16 protein-coding genes are annotated in these 15,269 nt (G+C 60.0%); 8 read left to right on the plus strand and 8 right to left on the minus strand.

The features are described from left to right. Window positions 1–1,092: 1,092 nt before the first annotated feature. Complete coding sequence (locus tag HK44_RS19855) at window positions 1,093–3,147, plus strand: S9 family peptidase (protein WP_019692488.1); 2,055 nt, start codon at window positions 1,093–1,095, stop codon at window positions 3,145–3,147. Window positions 3,148–3,253: 106 nt separating this feature from the next. After that, a complete protein-coding gene (locus tag HK44_RS19860) occupies window positions 3,254–3,727 on the plus strand; it encodes a cyclic nucleotide-binding domain-containing protein (protein WP_019692489.1) in 474 nt (157 codons plus the stop codon). Here HK44_RS19860 and HK44_RS19865 read toward each other — a convergent pair. Further along, window positions 3,724–4,014: a hypothetical protein gene (locus tag HK44_RS19865; RefSeq protein ID WP_024265086.1), complete on the minus strand. Its 291-nt coding sequence runs from the start codon at window positions 4,012–4,014 to the stop codon at window positions 3,724–3,726. The genes HK44_RS19860 and HK44_RS19865 overlap by 4 nt on opposite strands. A gap of 117 nt (window positions 4,015–4,131) precedes the next feature. On the opposite strand from HK44_RS19865, the gene HK44_RS19870 reads away from it, so the two are divergent. The 4 genes from HK44_RS19870 to HK44_RS19885 all read left to right on the plus strand — a co-directional run bounded on the left by HK44_RS19870 (window position 4,132) and on the right by HK44_RS19885 (window position 6,376). After that, window positions 4,132–4,818, plus strand: a complete 687-nt coding sequence (locus HK44_RS19870) for a spermidine synthase (protein WP_019692491.1) — start codon at window positions 4,132–4,134, stop codon at window positions 4,816–4,818. A gap of 49 nt (window positions 4,819–4,867) precedes the next feature. Further along, complete coding sequence (locus HK44_RS19875) at window positions 4,868–5,242, plus strand: YajD family HNH nuclease (protein ID WP_019692492.1); 375 nt, start codon at window positions 4,868–4,870, stop codon at window positions 5,240–5,242. 208 nt (window positions 5,243–5,450) lie between these two features. Beyond that, entirely contained in the window at window positions 5,451–5,921 is a 471-nt protein-coding gene (locus HK44_RS19880) for an RNA methyltransferase (RefSeq protein ID WP_019692493.1), read from the plus strand. Between the two features lie 77 nt (window positions 5,922–5,998). Beyond that, the gene (locus HK44_RS19885) at window positions 5,999–6,376 is read left to right on the plus strand and encodes a YgaP family membrane protein (RefSeq protein WP_019692494.1); all 378 of its coding nucleotides are present in this window, start codon (window positions 5,999–6,001) and stop codon (window positions 6,374–6,376) included. 75 nt (window positions 6,377–6,451) lie between these two features. Here HK44_RS19885 and HK44_RS19890 read toward each other — a convergent pair whose 3' ends face one another. Continuing rightward, on the minus strand, window positions 6,452–7,681 hold the full coding sequence (locus HK44_RS19890; protein WP_019692495.1) for a hypothetical protein: 1,230 nt from the start codon (window positions 7,679–7,681) through the stop codon (window positions 6,452–6,454). A gap of 39 nt (window positions 7,682–7,720) precedes the next feature. Further along, the gene (locus HK44_RS19895; RefSeq protein ID WP_019692496.1) at window positions 7,721–8,170 is read right to left on the minus strand and encodes a YcgN family cysteine cluster protein; all 450 of its coding nucleotides are present in this window, start codon (window positions 8,168–8,170) and stop codon (window positions 7,721–7,723) included. A gap of 282 nt (window positions 8,171–8,452) precedes the next feature. Here HK44_RS19895 and HK44_RS19900 point away from each other — a divergent pair, with 282 nt between their 5' ends. Further along, window positions 8,453–9,046, plus strand: a complete 594-nt coding sequence (locus HK44_RS19900; protein ID WP_019692497.1) for a nitroreductase family protein — start codon at window positions 8,453–8,455, stop codon at window positions 9,044–9,046. Between the two features lie 180 nt (window positions 9,047–9,226). Here HK44_RS19900 and HK44_RS19905 read toward each other — a convergent pair whose 3' ends face one another. From HK44_RS19905 to HK44_RS19925, 5 genes are all read right to left on the minus strand, one after another. Beyond that, window positions 9,227–10,159, minus strand: coding sequence for a D-2-hydroxyacid dehydrogenase (locus HK44_RS19905; protein ID WP_019692498.1), 933 nt, complete (start codon window positions 10,157–10,159; stop codon window positions 9,227–9,229). A 127-nt stretch (window positions 10,160–10,286) separates the two neighbouring features. Beyond that, window positions 10,287–10,580, minus strand: coding sequence for a YcgL domain-containing protein (locus HK44_RS19910; RefSeq protein WP_019692499.1), 294 nt, complete (start codon window positions 10,578–10,580; stop codon window positions 10,287–10,289). Next, the gene (rnd, locus tag HK44_RS19915; RefSeq protein WP_019692500.1) at window positions 10,577–11,710 is read right to left on the minus strand and encodes a ribonuclease D; all 1,134 of its coding nucleotides are present in this window, start codon (window positions 11,708–11,710) and stop codon (window positions 10,577–10,579) included. Before rnd ends, HK44_RS19910 begins: the two co-directional genes overlap by 4 nt. 112 nt (window positions 11,711–11,822) lie before the next feature. Beyond that, a complete protein-coding gene (locus tag HK44_RS19920) occupies window positions 11,823–12,485 on the minus strand; it encodes a class I SAM-dependent methyltransferase (protein WP_024265087.1) in 663 nt (220 codons plus the stop codon). Between the two features lie 108 nt (window positions 12,486–12,593). Beyond that, complete coding sequence (locus tag HK44_RS19925; protein ID WP_019692502.1) at window positions 12,594–13,970, minus strand: glutamine synthetase family protein; 1,377 nt, start codon at window positions 13,968–13,970, stop codon at window positions 12,594–12,596. Between the two features lie 472 nt (window positions 13,971–14,442). Between HK44_RS19925 and HK44_RS19930 the strand changes: the two genes are divergently transcribed. After that, a complete protein-coding gene (locus HK44_RS19930) occupies window positions 14,443–15,228 on the plus strand; it encodes a transporter substrate-binding domain-containing protein (RefSeq protein ID WP_019692503.1) in 786 nt (261 codons plus the stop codon). Window positions 15,229–15,269 lie beyond the last annotated feature (41 nt).

Below are 15,269 nucleotides of genomic sequence, written 5' to 3' on the forward strand. Positions count from 1 at the left end.
TCCCGTCAGGGTTGGATTAGTAGGAGGCCCAATACTGCTGGGTCTCTAAGATCATTGAGACAGGTTCAGTCAGAGTTCATGCGACGAAAGACCACGCAGAAGTCTGCCCGGTTTCCCGTGGGGTAATGTCCCAACCCCTATCCGAGCCATTACAGCCCGGCTTTCGCTTTCTCTGCGATCCCATACCCACACAGCCAACAGATCCCCTTGCGGTTCACCTGCCCGAAGGCGGCCATACGGGCTTACCACGTTCCCTGCCTGTCACACGATTGGTTTAGGGCCTGCCTTTTCACCGATGGTCCTATGACGACGTACCTCAAGCCTCTACAGAGGTATCCGACCACGTGCCTTTTGGCTCAAGCCTGACAGCAGTTTTGGCTTGTTCATAATTACGGCGTTTATCAGCAGTTCACTTACGTTACCCATGCCAACCAGCCTAGCGTCTCAACCCGGTACTGCTCCGAGTATCTATGCTTTACCTCGCGGCAAAAGCACACCCAGACGGGGACTACATTGTGAGAAGAGCTTCACACCTCACCGTTACCAGTGACGCATGTCTGCCTAGGCTATCGTTGGTCGCACAACGAGTCCGCTGCCACCTTGCGAGCAAGGTAGATGGACAATGACAGACAGAGCTTTCGCTCATGTCTCCGGTTTGATGTGAGCAGGGACTGCCGAGGCAGCATGCCCAAAGAATTGTTACCTCCTGTTTCAAAAGCAGGAGGGAACCCCAGCGGGGATTCTCTCCCGCATGGGTTTAGCCCTGAAAAGGGCTGATGTGTAGTAGGCACTCCAGCACCGGAAAATCTGGTACTGCGGTCGAGCCACCGAGCGCTAATCGACCTTGAGTTTGCCACCGCCGCTGCGGCAAGTCCTTGAAGGCATTGGACTTCTGGGAGGGTTTTGTTTCTTGGGGTTGGGTACCCAAGCTCTTGGCTTCCTTTCGGAAGCCCTTCAAGATGACTCTACACCTCGAAGTCTTGGAGACACGCTACGCGTGTCGCACAGAGGCGCTTATGATAACGGCTTTTCACCGATCAGGCTGCCCCGCTGTCTGTGAAGCCATTTTTACATTACGCCCGAGAGTCCTTCATGCCCCTATCCGCCCACGTTAGCAGCGCCCCGATTGCCCACAAGGCCGACGGCGATGACCCGTACGCCTGGCTGCAGGAGCGCGACAGCGCACAGGTGCTCGACTACCTCAAGGCTGAAAACAGCTACCAGGAAGCACAACTGGCCGACCAGACCGAGCTGCGAGAAACGCTGTTCAACGAAATAAAAAGCCGGATTCTCGAAACCGACCTGTCGCTGCCCTCCCCATGGGGGCCCTACCTGTATTACACCCGCACCGTCGCCGGTGACGAATATGCCCGGCATTACCGCTGCCCGCGCCCGGCCGACGACAGCCTGCTGGTTGACGAAAGCCAGGAACAGCTGCTGCTCGACCCCAATGAGCTGGCCAATGGCGGTTTTTTCTCGCTGGGTGCCTTCAGCATCAGCCCGGACCACCAGCGCCTGGCCTACAGCCTCGATACCAGCGGTGAAGAGATTTACACGCTGTTCGTCAAGGAACTGTCCAACGGCAAGGTCAGTGAACTGGCGTTCGAGAATTGCGACGGCAGCATGACCTGGGCCAACGACAGCCTGACGCTGTTTTTCGCCGAGCTGGATGACACCCATCGCCCGCACAAGCTGTTTCGTTATCGTCTTGACGGTACCGCCGCCGAAGAAGTCTTCTTTGAGCCGGACGGGCGGTTTTTCCTGCACTGCTACCGCTCAAGCTCCGAACGCCAGTTGCTGCTGTCGCTGGGCAGTAAAACCACCAGCGAAGTCTGGGCGCTCGATGCGTCGCAGCCACAGCAGGCCTTCACCTGCCTGGCACCACGGGTTGAAGATCACGAGTACGACGTTGACCACGGCAAGCTCGACGACCAATGGACCTGGCTGATTCGCAGCAACCGCGACGGCATCAACTTTGCGCTGTATCAGGCTGCCGACACCGGGGTTGTGCCAACCGAAAGCGACTGGCAAAACCTGATCCCTCACAGTGACACAGTGATGCTTGACGGCATGAGCCTGAATGCTTCGGCCATGACCCTGAGCCTGCGCGAAGGCGGTTTGCCGATCATCGAGGTTCACCCGCAAGGCCTGCCCGCTTACCGCGTGCAACTGCCGGACGCGGCCTACAGCCTGCATGTGCAAAACAGCCTGGAATTCGCCAGCGACAAGATCCGTCTGCGCTACGAGGCGCTGAATCGCCCAGCGCAGATTCGTCAGCTTGAGCTTGCCGGCGGCGAACAGAAAGTGCTCAAGGAAACCCAGGTGCTTGGCCCCTTCGACGCCGACGCCTACGTCAGTCAGCGCCTGTGGGCGACCGCGCCCGATGGCACACAGGTGCCGATCAGCCTGGTGGTCAAACGTGAAATGCTCGGCAAGCCGACGCCACTTTACCTTTACGGCTATGGCGCCTACGGCGAAAGCCTCGACCCGTGGTTCTCCCATGCGCGCCTGAGCCTGCTCGATCGCGGCATGGCCTTCGCCATCGCCCACGTGCGTGGCGGCGGTGAACTGGGCGAAGCCTGGTATCGCGCCGGCAAGCAGGAACACAAGCAGAACACCTTCAATGACTTCATCGCCTGCGCCGAGCACCTGATCGCCAACGGCTTCACCACCACCAAACAACTGGCCATCAGCGGCGGCAGTGCCGGCGGATTGCTGATCGGCGCGGTGCTCAACCAACGGCCGGAACTGTTCGCGGCGGCGATTGCCGAGGTGCCGTTCGTCGACGTGCTCAACACCATGCTCGACCCGGACCTGCCGCTGACCGTCACCGAATACGACGAATGGGGCAATCCTGAAGAGCCGGCAGTTTATGATCGGATCAAGGCGTACGCGCCGTACGAGAACGTCAGCGCTCACGCTTATCCGGCAACCCTGGTGATCGCCGGCTACAACGACAGCCGCGTGCAATATTGGGAAGCGGCCAAGTGGGTGGCCAAGTTGCGGGCGACCAAATCCGACAATAATCTGCTGCTGCTCAAGACTGAGCTGGGTGCCGGCCATGGCGGGATGAGCGGGCGTTATCAGGGATTACGTGACGTAGCCCTCGAATACGCATTTGTTTTCAAGGTATTGGGTATCGCCTGAGGAACTCTGTAAGGCGTATGGGTCTTAAAATGTGGGGGCGAGCTTGCTCCCACAGGAAATAAATGGTTATCCCCTCGCAACAGACACAAAAAAAGACTGTGATGACATGTCAGAATCGACCCTGTTGAACAAAGAAATTCGCGACTGGCTGATGGACTGTGGCCTGTTCGATCAGCTGCAACTGGCCGACTTCACGGCGGCTGCCGGCTACTTCAGCATCAGCACCATCGCCGAGGGCCAAGAGATCTTCCACGAAGGTGATGCCGGCAGCTTCATGTGCATCATTCACTCGGGGCAGGTGGCCGTGCAGAAAACCAATAGCGACGGCAAGCCGGTGACGATCGCAACGCTGCGCAGCGGCCGGGCATTCGGTGAAATGGCCGTCCTCGACGGCGAACGGCGTTCGGCCAGTTGCGTGGCGGCGAGCAATTGCCAACTGCTCAACCTGGGCAAGGACTCACTGGAAAAAATGCTCAACGACGCACCGAAAATCGCCGCAAAAATCATCCGCGCCATTGCCGTGTCGCTGTCCAAACGCCTGCGCATGGCCGACGGTCAATTGCTCTCGCAACAGATTTAACCGCCGGGAGACTTGGCTTTCTGCTGGGTCTGCTCAAGCCCTGGCAAGGTCTGGTCCTTGGGCGGATTGGGCATTTCGATCGGTGGCAACAAGGGTTCACCACCGCTACTGCTGCCGACCTTGGGCACAATGGTCGGGGTAATCTGCGGGTATGGCGTGGGGGTTGCGGTGCCGGGTGAGCCCGGGGCCGCCGACGGTGTCACAGGGACCGCTTGCAACTCTTGCGCCTGCGCTGCACTTATCGAGAGCGCGGCCAACACAATGACCGTTAGAATGGTGCGCTTCATCAATGGCTCCGTTGCCCTTGCTTGTTGCCTTAAGGCTACTCCCAACCGCGCAAGATTGCCCTTCTCAATGCCGGTTTCTCCTCCCTGATGCCAGTTTCCCTCCTTAAAGAGAGCCCCATGAAACGTTTCGTTCTACTCGACACCACCCCGATCCCCGAAAACGGCGGTGCCCTGTGCCTGTTCGAGTACGGCGAAGATTTCGTCATCAAGATCCAGGGCGGTGACGGCGGACAATTGATGAACACCCGCATGCACGGTTCCGAAGACGCCCTGGCCGAGATTCCTTGCCGCAAGGTCGCCGGCCGGCCGAATTCACGGGTGCTGATCGGCGGCCTCGGCATGGGGTTCACCCTCGCTTCGGCGCTCAAGCACCTGGGCAAAACCGCTGAAGTGGTGGTTGCCGAACTGGTGCCGGGGGTGGTCGAGTGGAACCGCGGGCCGCTGGGCGAGAAGTCCGGACGACCGCTGCTCGACCCGCGCACGGTGATCCGCATGGAAGACGTGGCCAAGGTCCTGCAGGCTGAACCGCAAGGTTTCGACGCCATCATGCTCGACGTCGACAACGGCCCCGAAGGCCTGACCCAGAAAGCCAACAGTTGGTTGTACTCGGCCGGCGGCCTGAGCGCCTGCGCCAAGGCCCTGCGCCCCAAAGGCGTGCTCGCGGTGTGGTCGGCCAGCGCTGACCGGCAGTTTTCCGACAAATTGAAAAAGGCCGGCTTCAAGGCCGAAGAAGTGCAAGTCTTCGCCCACGGCAACAAAGGCACCCGACACACGATCTGGATTGCCGAGAAGCTCAAGGGCTGAGCTAAACTCTCGTTATTACCGTCATTAGTCTTTTTACAAAGGTGAACCCATGAGTTCGTCAACGCCTCCCTCCAACACGGCCAAACTGGACCGCATCCTCGCCGACGCCCAGCGCGACCGTGAAATGGGTTACCGCGACAAGGCCCTGAAGATGTACCCGCACGTCTGCGGACGCTGCGCCCGCGAGTTCTCCGGCAAGCGCCTGAGCGAGCTGACCGTGCACCACCGCGACCACAATCACGACAACAACCCGCAGGACGGCTCCAACTGGGAGCTGCTGTGCCTTTACTGCCACGACAACGAACACTCGCGCTACACCGACCAGCAGTATTTCGACGACGGCTCGCTGAGCACACCGAAAATTGCCAAGGCAACGCACAACCCGTTTGCCGCGTTAGCCGGGCTGATGAAAAAAGACGACTGAAGATCTTCAGCGTCTCGGCCGCCCCCTTCGCGAGCAGGCTCGCTCCCACATTGGTTTTGGGTGATCACAAATAGTGTGTTCACAGAAGATCCCCTGTGGGAGCGAGCCTGCTCGCGATAGCAATAGACCCGACACCACCAATCTACAATCTGACCGCCATCGAGCAATCCCCGTATAATCGCGGTTTTTCTCGAAGGGCACCCCGCTCGTGGCAAACAAACGGTACAGCTGCATTGGTTTGTATAACCCCAAATCACCGGAGAACGTCGGTTCGGTGATGCGCGCCGCCGGCTGTTACGGCGTGGCGTCGGTGTTCTACACCGGCAAGCGTTATGAACGCGCCCGTGACTTTGTCACCGACACCAAGAAAATCCACCACGACATTCCGCTGATCGGCATCGACGACCTGAAAAAAATCCTCCCGCTGGGCTGCGTCCCGGTGGCGGTCGAGCTGGTCGATGGCGCCCGTTCGTTGCCCGAATACACCCACCCGGACCGTGCGCTGTACATCTTCGGCCCGGAAGACGGTTCGCTCGATAAAGAGATTCGCGAGTGGTGCGAAGACGTGGTCTACATCCCGACCACCGGCTGCATGAATCTGGCCGCCACCGTCAACGTGGTGCTTTACGACCGCATGGCCAAGGGCAATAACACCCGTTCCGGTCCAAAATTTCGCTGATACGCTGAGCGCGGGATGGAACAAGACAGCCGACTGCACAGTCAGCTGCATAGCGATTGCCCCTGAGGAGACAGATCATGAACGACATCAAGCGCGTAGAACGTATCGACTCCACGCCGTTCCAGACGCAGCCAACGCAAAACGTCCAGGGCTGGGAACGCATCGCGAGCACGGCCGGCGGTGTAGTGATGGTCGGCAAAGGCCTGCGCCGTGGTGGCGTGTTCGGGCTGATTGAGGTGGCGCTCGGCGGTGTAGCCCTGGCCCGAGGTATCACCGGTCACAGTTCGGCAAAAAGCTTCTTCGAAAAAAGTCGTCAGGACATGAACAACGTTCGTTCGAAAATCGAACGGGCCGGTGCAGAGCTCAAAACCCTGAAAGCCAATGCCGATGCAGCTACCCGTACCGCAACGGTGACCGGCAATGATTCGCTGAAGTCGCCCAAGGCCGGGGTTTGATCCGAGTAATGCGTCGAGGCCGAAGGCCTCATCGCGAGCAGGCTCGCTCCGGGCGGCGATCCGACGATGGCGGTTTTAGCGAAGCAACTCGGTATCCAGCACTTTCGACGGCTCCCCGATAATGCTCTGGGCCAACACCACAAACTCTTTGGTGCTGACCCGTCCGAGGTCCATGGCGCCGCGCAACATGTCGTCCAGTGAACGCTTGTTACGGGTTTTCAGGCGAATTTCGCGGTCCAGCTCCTGTAGCAGCAACACCGCTTTGGCGAGCTGCGCCGCGCTGAGCTGATCGCCACGCAGAGTGCTGACGTGATGGCTGAGCTTGGCCATTTTGTCTTCCAGCGTCTGATAACGATCATCGCTCATGCCGCCGGCACGGCGCAGCAGTTCAATCGCGTAGTACTCGGCAAAGCCTTCGCTGATCCAGTCACTGCGATCACTGTCCTTGATTCGCCCCAATACCTGGGCCAACTCACGGATCAACGGGCTGCTGCCGCTTTCGCTGACCAACGGCAAATGACTGTGCAGATAAATCGATTCGTGCCCGGCCAGGCTGCCGCGCCACATCGGGTCGGCGGCCCCCACAATCAGCAGCTTGCCGGGATGACGCGGGTACAGCGCTTGCACTTGCGGCCAGACGAAGGTCAACAGCGTCAACACGTCCATCCGGTGCATGCCCTGCCCTTGCGGCGAGGCGACCGTGACTTCGGTTTCGCCCAGGCGTGTGCGACGACTGCCCAGGTTGCCGGCAAGCATCCAGCCCGTAGGCCGGTCGAGCCGCCGAGCAACGTTGTCGATGCGAAAGCGGTTCTTGCCAACCCGCGGCCAGGAAGTCTCGACGCTTTTCCAGCCTTCCGGTAATTCGAACTCCAGCCGCGACACCAGCTCGACACCGTCCTGCTGATCCAGGCGCGCCGCCGGGACCAGGTCGTCGCCACGCAGCAACGCCCAATTGGGCGTCATGCGGGTATCGAAACTGGAATTCTTGAAGGTGTGACTGATGCGTACCCGGTAGGTCAGGCTGGCCTTGTCAGCGGCCGGATGCCAGACGCCACGCGCCGCGTTGCCCGGCGTGAGTTGCCACTGACCATCGGCCTTGAAGTCGCTGTACTGGCTGCCATCGCCCAGATCAAAATCCAGGCTGCGCACCGCCGAGCCGTGTGCCAGGGTCAAGCGCACTTCGGCCTGATCGCTTTGCGGTAACAATCGTACGTGGTAATCCAGATCGACTTTTTTAGCCGCCCACACCGGTGAACTCAGCACCAGCAACGACAAAGCCAACGGCAGCTTCAACCCAACAGCCATACACACTCCTTCGTGACTTGCCCGTACTACGACAGGTGCTTAACCCGCCCGAAAAATCAGATGATCTTCCCAGTCATCCTCAGCCACGCTGCCTTCGGCGAGCATGCGCCCGGACTGGGAAATGCGCTCGTGGTGCACGGCATCCCGATCACCGCAGACCAGGTGATGCCAAAGCGGCAAGTCCTTGCCCTCACTGACCAAACGGTAACCGCAGGTCGGCGGCAGCCACTTGAACTGGTCGGCCTTGCCCGGCGTGAGCTGGATGCAGTCCGGCACCGAGTCGCGACGGTTCACGTAGTCGGTGCACTGACAGGTTTTCAGGTCCAGCAGTTTGCAGGCGATGCGCGTGTAGTAGACGCTGTTGTCTTCTTCGTCCTCAAGCTTTTGCAGGCAGCACAGGCCACACCCATCGCACAACGACTCCCACTCCTCTTGATCGAGTTGTTCGAGGGTTTTGCGTATCCAGAAAGGTTCGACTTTGGCAGCCATGGCTCAAGCATCAACATCAGGTGGTGAAAAGGCCGCCAGTCTAGTGCCCCAGCCCCTGCGGGCCAAGTGCTGGCGACTGCCGGTAGAACAGAACTTGTCAGTTATGACGCCGCGAAGTAGCTTTGCGAGTCGCAACGACCCATGCCAAGGTGCCATTAACGCTCAACCGCGTTGCATTCAGGGCAATTGCCCCGGGTCTGAAAAACCTCACTGCCCAGCTCAACTGTGCGCGTCGGTTTTTACTCAGCTTTTCCTTCATAAACGTAGTCAGGAAACTCGTCCATGAGCGCTAATCCCCGCGTTGCCGAATATGCCATTCATCCACAGTTCACTGACCGTTGGTCGCCGCGCGCCTTCACCGGTGAAAGTATCCCTGAAGAAACCCTGCTGAGCTTTTTCGAAGCGGCTCGCTGGGCACCGTCGGCCTACAACTCGCAACCATGGCGTTTTCTCTACGCGCGCCGCGATACGCCGAACTGGGAGCGTTACCTCGGTCTGCTGAACGAGTTCAACCGCAGTTGGGCGCAACACGCCTCGGCCCTGGTGATCGTGATCTCGAAAACCACCTTCACCGCGCCTGGCGCCACCGAAGAAACCGCCGCCCTGTGGCACACCTTCGACACCGGCTCCGCCTGGGGCCATTTGGCCCTGCAAGCCTCTATCAGCGGCTGGCACACCCACGGCATGGCCGGTTTCGATCAGGAGCTGACCCGCAAGGAGCTGAATATTCCTGAAGGCTACGCGCTGCACGCGGCAGTCGCGATCGGCAAGCTGGGTGACAAGGCGACGCTCGCCGATTATCTGCAAGCCCGGGAAGTCCCAAGCCCGCGTCGCCCATTGAGCGAGCTGGCGGCTGAGGGTGATTTCACCCTGTAAGCCACACTGAAAAACCTGTGGCGAGGGAGCTTGCTCCCGCTGGGTTGCGAAGCAACCCCAAGACTGGCAACCGCGCTTTATCCGATAGAACGCATCCGCCGGTTTACGACCGCTACGCGGCCGAGCGGGAGCAAGCTCCCTCGCCACAACAAGTTCGCTCTCACAGTAGTTTGTGGGTTTTCAATACCCGCGTGTGAAATCCACTTCGCCGCGCAACGCTTCACCGGCCTGGAACGCGCGCAGATTCTCGATAAACAACTGCACCATCATCGGCGGTGAGGTAGGTGCCGAGCTGTGGCCGGTCAGCAGCAAGCCCCAGGCGGTCCAGAATGGATGGCGCTGCGGCAACGGTTCCTGACGGCAGACATCGATCACCGCCCCCGCCAGATGCCCTTCTTTCAGGGCCTCCACCAGATCCGCATCGACTACCGCCACGCCACGCCCGACGTTGATGAACAAACCGGTCGACTTGAACTGCTTGAACAACGCGGCGTTGTACAGATCGTGAGTGTTCGGCGTATTCGGCAGCAGGTTGACCACGTAATCGACTTCACCGACCAGGCGCCCCAGATCCTCCAGCCCCGCAACTTCAATGAACGGCGCCTGCTCGCGTGGCGTACTGGCGATCCCGTACAGCTTGACGCCAAAAGGTACCAGGAACTGCGCCACGCTCTGACCGATATCGCCGGTCCCGACGATCAGCACCTTGCGCCCCGCCAGACTCTGGCCCAGACGGTTGTCCCACTTGCGCTCGACCTGGCTGACCAGTCGCGCCAGCACTTCGCGCTCATGGCCAAGCATGTAGGTCAGCACATATTCAGCCATCATCTGACCGAATATCCCGACCGCACGGGTCAGCCGGTAGTGGCGTGGCAAGCCGTCGGCGAGCAACGGTGTAATACCGGCCCAGGTCGATTGCAGCCACTGAGGCTCATGACCTTGACGCAACAGCGTCGCCAACAGGTCTGGCTGGCCGAGCCAGACCGGGCAGTCGGCGGCCAGGCTGGCCAATTCAGCGGAGTCGCCGCTGGTCAGTACTTGCAGTTCAGGCGCGGCCTGACGCAACAGTTGGGCATATACAGCGTGGTCGTGTTCGGCAATCAGAACGCGCATGGTTCAAACCTTAAAAAACAGTGCACAAGACCGCCGAAGGAGTGTTTCTCCCTCGCCCGCGGCCCTCGCCAAAATAATCAATTCCATTGTTTCCAGAGGCTCTGGACAGAGCCCCTACAGATATCCGTCAAACCGGATCATTGCGTCGTAGCAGCTCTTCCGGCAAGTGCTCGATGTACTCGTCTTCGGCCGGCGGCATTTGCAGGTGATAACCCTGCTTGTCGAGATTTTCCAGGACCACCGTGATGTCTTCGCGCGAGAGCTTGCGCTCGGGGGTCAACACCAGGTCGAAGGCGTGATGCGGTTTGCCGAACGCCAGCAGCAGGTTTTCCGGGACGCGCTCCAGTGCATCGCTTTTGAGCACGTAGAGGTACATCTCGTTTTTCTTCAGGCTTCGGTAGATAGAGCAAATACGTTTCAAGGCTGTTCTCCGACAGTGGCCAGGCAGTCGAGCAGGGCCTGGCCCATCAATTCGCGGCGCCAGCCACGCAGCGAATCAGGCAATTGGTAAGGGCCCTCGGGGAAGCCGCTCTTGAGCAAGGCTTCGAGGGTTTTCTTGCGCAGCATCAGTTCCGGGGCAATGTTCAAGCGTTCAGCTTCGGCCTGACCGAGCGCCCGCAGACGCTTGATCAGTGCCGCGGCTTCCACCGGCAAGGGCTCGGGCACCGCCGGCGGCCACTGGTCCGGCGGGACACTGCCCGCCTGCTTGATCAAGCCCAACAGAAACTCACCGTCCTGGCGCACGGTGCGCGGGTGCATGTCTTCGATTTTCGCCAATGCCCCGAGATTGTCCGGCTGGGTGCGTGCCAGCGGCCACAACGAATGCTCGCGCACGATGCGGTTGCGTGGCAGATCGCGGGCGCGGGCTTCGTGTTCGCGCCAGGCGCAGAGTTCACGCAGTACCGCGAGTTGCGCGCGGGACAGTTTCCAGGCCAGCTTGGCCTCGCGATACACCTCGTAAGGGTCGACTTCGCGGCGCAGGTTGGCCACCAGTTCGGCGCCATCTTCCAGGACCCAGGCGTACTTGTCGTCTGACAATTTTGGCCGCAGACGCACGAAAACCTCCGCCAGATGCACGGCATCTTCGGCGGCGTAGCTGATCTGGGTTTCCGAGAGCGGACGTTGCAGCCAGTCAGAACGGGTCTCACCCTTGGGCAGGTCGATGCCGAGCACTTCCGACACCAGCCGCGAGTAGCCCATGGAGAAGCCCAGGTTCAGGTAGGCAGCCGCCAGTTGCGTATCGAACAATGGCGCAGGCAGGCTGCCGGTCAAGCGCAACAGGACTTCGAGGTCTTCGCTGCAGGCGTGCAGCACTTTGACCACTGCCGGGTTTTCCAGCAATTGGGCCAGCGGTTGCCAGTTGTCGATCGTCAATGGATCAATCAGGAAAGCCCGCTCGCCATCGCCAATCTGCAACAGGCCGGCGATCGGGTAAAAAGTGTCGACCCGCATGAATTCGGTATCGAGGGCGACGAACGGCAACTGCTGCCATTGGGCGCAAAACTGACCGAGGCTATCGTTGTCGCGAATCCAGTGAATATCGATGGCCACACGGCTCTCCCTTGAAGAATGGCGCGCAGTATATATCGGCCCCGGCGATTTCCGCGCACTGACTGAGCAAGCGCTTGAGCAAAACTCCCGCGGCTCGAGAAGAATAGGACAACTAGTCGGCTTTATGCAGCACGTAGACACGCGGCAGATCGCTGCCAGGCAGGGTGTCCAGGTATTTGAGCGTCTTGAAGCCCGCTTGCCGGAACTCTGCCTCAAGTTCGGCCTTGGTCGCCAACTGACGCGCTTGTGCATCCTCGCCGAACCGCGCACGCAGCTTGAAGTAACCGTCTCGCTGTACCGACACGATCAGCGCGTCGCGACTGACCCGGTGAAACTCACGCAGTATCGCCAAGCGATGTTCACTGTTTTCGATGTGCTGAAACAACCGCATGCAAAAAATGCAATCCACGGCGTTTTCCGGCAAACCGATGGTGAATGCCGAGCCCTGAAAGGTTTTGACCCGCTTGAGCAGCTCGGCCGGATGATGAGTCTGGGCGTGGTCGAGCATTTCCTGGGACGGGTCAGTGGCCAGAATCACCCGGTTGGTGTGCTCGGCCAGCACCGGCCAGTTGCCCCCTGCCCCGCAGGCCACATCGAGAATCAGCCCCGGCTCGCCGGCCACCTTGAGTGCGCGCCGCACCAGTCGCTCGCCACGCCACTGCAAAAACCGCTGCACCAGCCCACGGGGATGCGGCTGGAGGCAGACTCGAGCGTGCTCCTGATCGTAGCGTCGAGCACATTCGTGCTCGACTGAAGAGGGGGGTTGCGCAGACATAACTGGCGACTCTTGGTAAAGGGAACAACTGACTGGCGACAGGTTATCAAGCTTCGCGTGAAAAAAAGGTTTAATGACGATACAGGCTCTAGTCTGCCGCTTTCAGCATTACGCCTGATGCAAATACCAGCGCCAGTCCTGCTCCCCGACTTCCCCCATGAACGTACGGTACTCAGCGCGTTTCACGGCCAGGTAAACCCCGAGGAATTCCCCGCCGAACGCCTCGCGCGCCCAGGCCGAACCTTCCAGTGCGCGCAGTGTGGTCAGCCAGTCGGTCGGCAGCAACTCGCTGGCCTGCGCGTAGCCATTGCCTTCGACCGGGGCGCCGGGGTCGCGCTGTTCGCGAATCCCACGATGAATACCGGCCAGAATCGCCGCAGCCGCCAGGTACGGGTTGGCGTCAGCGCCACAGATGCGGTGCTCGATGTGCCGGGAAAACGCCGGTCCGCCCGGCACGCGCAGGCTCACGGTGCGGTTGTCCACGCCCCAGGTCGCGGCCAGCGGTGCATAGCTGTTGGTCTGGAAACGCCGATAGGAATTGGCATTGGGGCAAAACATCAACAATGAATCGAGCAAGGTGCCAAGCATGCCGCCCACCGCATGCTTGAGCAGCGGCGTGCCGTCCGGCGCCTCACTGGCGAACAGGTTGTTGCCGTCCTTGTCTGCCAGGCTGACGTGCAGGTGCATGCCGGTGCCCGCCAGATCATCAAAGGGTTTGGCCATAAAACACGCGACCATCCCGTGCCGGTGCGCCACGCCTTTGACCAAGCGTTTGTAACGCACCGCTTCGTCCATGGCTTGCAACGCATCGCTGCGGTGTTCGAGGGTGATTTCCACCTGACCCGGGGCGTACTCGGAAATCGCCGTGCGTGCCGGGATGCCCTGGAGTTTGCAGGCCGCATAGAGATCAGCGAGAAACGGTTCGATCTGTTCCAGTTCACGCAAGCCGTAGACCTGGGTTGTCCGTGGTCGCCCACCGTCGACATCCCGCGCGGGCTGCGGGCGACCGTTGCTGTCGCGTTGCTGGTCGAGCAGGTAAAACTCCAGCTCCGCCGCCATCACCGGGTAATAACCATCGGCCTTGAGCCCGTCGATGACCTTGGCCAGCAAATACCGCGGATCGGCCACGGTCGCCGGCAGGCCCTCCTGCGGGTGCATGCTGACTTGCACCGCCGCCGTAGGGATCTGCCGCCACGGCATGCGCTGCAAACTGCCACTGAGCGGATAGGCCCGGCAATCGATATCGCCAACCTCCCAGACCAGCCCGGAATTTTCCACGTCCTCGCCATTGATCGTCAGCCCGAGAATGGTGCTTGGCAGTGGCCGGCCGCTTTCATAGACCGCCAGCAATTCATCGCGATGGAGCAGTTTGCCGCGTGGCACGCCGTTGTTGTCGAGGATGAACAACTCGAACATCTCGATATCCGGGTTGAGTTCAAGGAAGGTCAGGGCTTCTTGTTTCGAGGCAAAGGGGGTCGTACTCATGGGAACTCTCGTATTTCCGCGTCAGGCAAACGCACAGGCGCCGCCAGTTGGATCCCTGCACACGAGGCAAGGACCGTTGAGAAGACTTAACGGGAAATACAGACATCCGGCGGGCGCGCATGGCGACAGTGCCACAGCGCCCAAAAGGCCAGTTCAGAAGGCAATGCAGACAGGTTCAGGACGGTGGCGGACGTGAATCGACGCTGATGCTGACGGCATGATGCATCAGCGCCAGGCGAAGCCTCGGGGTGAATGTCGACTGAGCAACCGTCCATAGAGAACACCGCAGTACACAGAGGCTAAGCAGCGTCACACGCAGCGATATGCCGTTAAATCCAGACTTGAAGAACCTTGGTTGCGGATTGGCTAAACATTCTCCGCGCAATGACCCTACGCTTGCGCCATCGCGCCCAGCCAACAAATACTGACGTCGACCTCCCCTCCTCCTCTGGCAACACTCAAGGACGACCCGATGAACGCTCGTTTACTGCTCTGCTCCTTACTCACGTTCAGCGTCCAGGCCTATGCGCAGAATGCGCCCTCGCACCTGGACCAGGTGATTGAACGGGGTCATCTGAAGGTCTGTACTACCGGCGATTACAAGCCTTACACCTATCTGCGCGCAGAGGGCGGATACGAAGGGATCGATATCGCCATGGCCCAATCCCTGGCGAAAAGTCTGAACGTTGACGTGCAATGGGTCCCCACCACCTGGAAGAGCCTGATGACGGATTTTCTGGTTGACCGTTGCGATATCGGCATGGGCGGCATTTCGGTTTCACTGGAGCGGCAGAAGAAGGCGGCTTTCAGCGACACGCTGGGCGTCGACGGAAAAATCCCGTTGGTGCGTTGCGAAGATAAACAACGCTATCAAACCGTCGAACAGCTCAATCAGTCTTCCGTGCGGTTGATCGAGCCGGCAGGCGGTACCAACGAAGTATTTGCCCGCACTCACTTGCCCAACGCCACGCTGACCCTGTTTCCGGACAACGTGACGATTTTCGAACAATTGCTGGAAAACAAGGCCGACGTGATGATCACCGACGCCTCTGAAGCACGCTATCAACAGAAGCTCAAACCCGGTTTGTGCGCAGTCAACCCCGAGCAGTACTTGCAGTACAGCGAGAAAGCCTACTTGCTGCCTCGTGATGACGTGGCCTGGAAGGCCTATGTGGATCAGTGGCTACACCTGAGCAAAGCCACCGGCGCCTATGATGCGGTGCTCGCCCAGTGGCTGGCGACCGCTCCCGGTCACTGAACACTGACCAGCGCCCGGAATGCCTCACTCGCCGCGCTGCG

It is taken from the genome of Pseudomonas fluorescens HK44 (assembly GCF_000217955.3).
GTDB classification, from domain to species: Bacteria; Pseudomonadota; Gammaproteobacteria; order Pseudomonadales; family Pseudomonadaceae; genus Aquipseudomonas; species Aquipseudomonas fluorescens_AQ.

Excerpts from the sequence above, each read along its gene's own strand:
- HK44_RS19885 (WP_019692494.1), top strand. The coding sequence starts at position 5,999 with ATGAACGACATCAAGCGCGTAGAACGTATCGACTCCACGCCGTTCCAG.
- HK44_RS19920 (WP_024265087.1), bottom strand. The coding sequence starts at position 12,485 with ATGTCTGCGCAACCCCCCTCTTCAGTCGAGCACGAATGTGCTCGACGC.
- HK44_RS19900 (WP_019692497.1), top strand. The coding sequence starts at position 8,453 with ATGAGCGCTAATCCCCGCGTTGCCGAATATGCCATTCATCCACAGTTC.
- HK44_RS19930 (WP_019692503.1), top strand. The coding sequence starts at position 14,443 with ATGAACGCTCGTTTACTGCTCTGCTCCTTACTCACGTTCAGCGTCCAG.
- HK44_RS19890 (WP_019692495.1), bottom strand. The coding sequence starts at position 7,681 with ATGGCTGTTGGGTTGAAGCTGCCGTTGGCTTTGTCGTTGCTGGTGCTG.
- HK44_RS19895 (WP_019692496.1), bottom strand. The coding sequence starts at position 8,170 with ATGGCTGCCAAAGTCGAACCTTTCTGGATACGCAAAACCCTCGAACAA.
- HK44_RS19870 (WP_019692491.1), top strand. The coding sequence starts at position 4,132 with ATGAAACGTTTCGTTCTACTCGACACCACCCCGATCCCCGAAAACGGC.
- HK44_RS19860 (WP_019692489.1), top strand. The coding sequence starts at position 3,254 with ATGTCAGAATCGACCCTGTTGAACAAAGAAATTCGCGACTGGCTGATG.
- HK44_RS19925 (WP_019692502.1), bottom strand. The coding sequence starts at position 13,970 with ATGAGTACGACCCCCTTTGCCTCGAAACAAGAAGCCCTGACCTTCCTT.
- HK44_RS19905 (WP_019692498.1), bottom strand. The coding sequence starts at position 10,159 with ATGCGCGTTCTGATTGCCGAACACGACCACGCTGTATATGCCCAACTG.
- HK44_RS19875 (WP_019692492.1), top strand. The coding sequence starts at position 4,868 with ATGAGTTCGTCAACGCCTCCCTCCAACACGGCCAAACTGGACCGCATC.
- HK44_RS19865 (WP_024265086.1), bottom strand. The coding sequence starts at position 4,014 with ATGAAGCGCACCATTCTAACGGTCATTGTGTTGGCCGCGCTCTCGATA.
- HK44_RS19855 (WP_019692488.1), top strand. The coding sequence starts at position 1,093 with ATGCCCCTATCCGCCCACGTTAGCAGCGCCCCGATTGCCCACAAGGCC.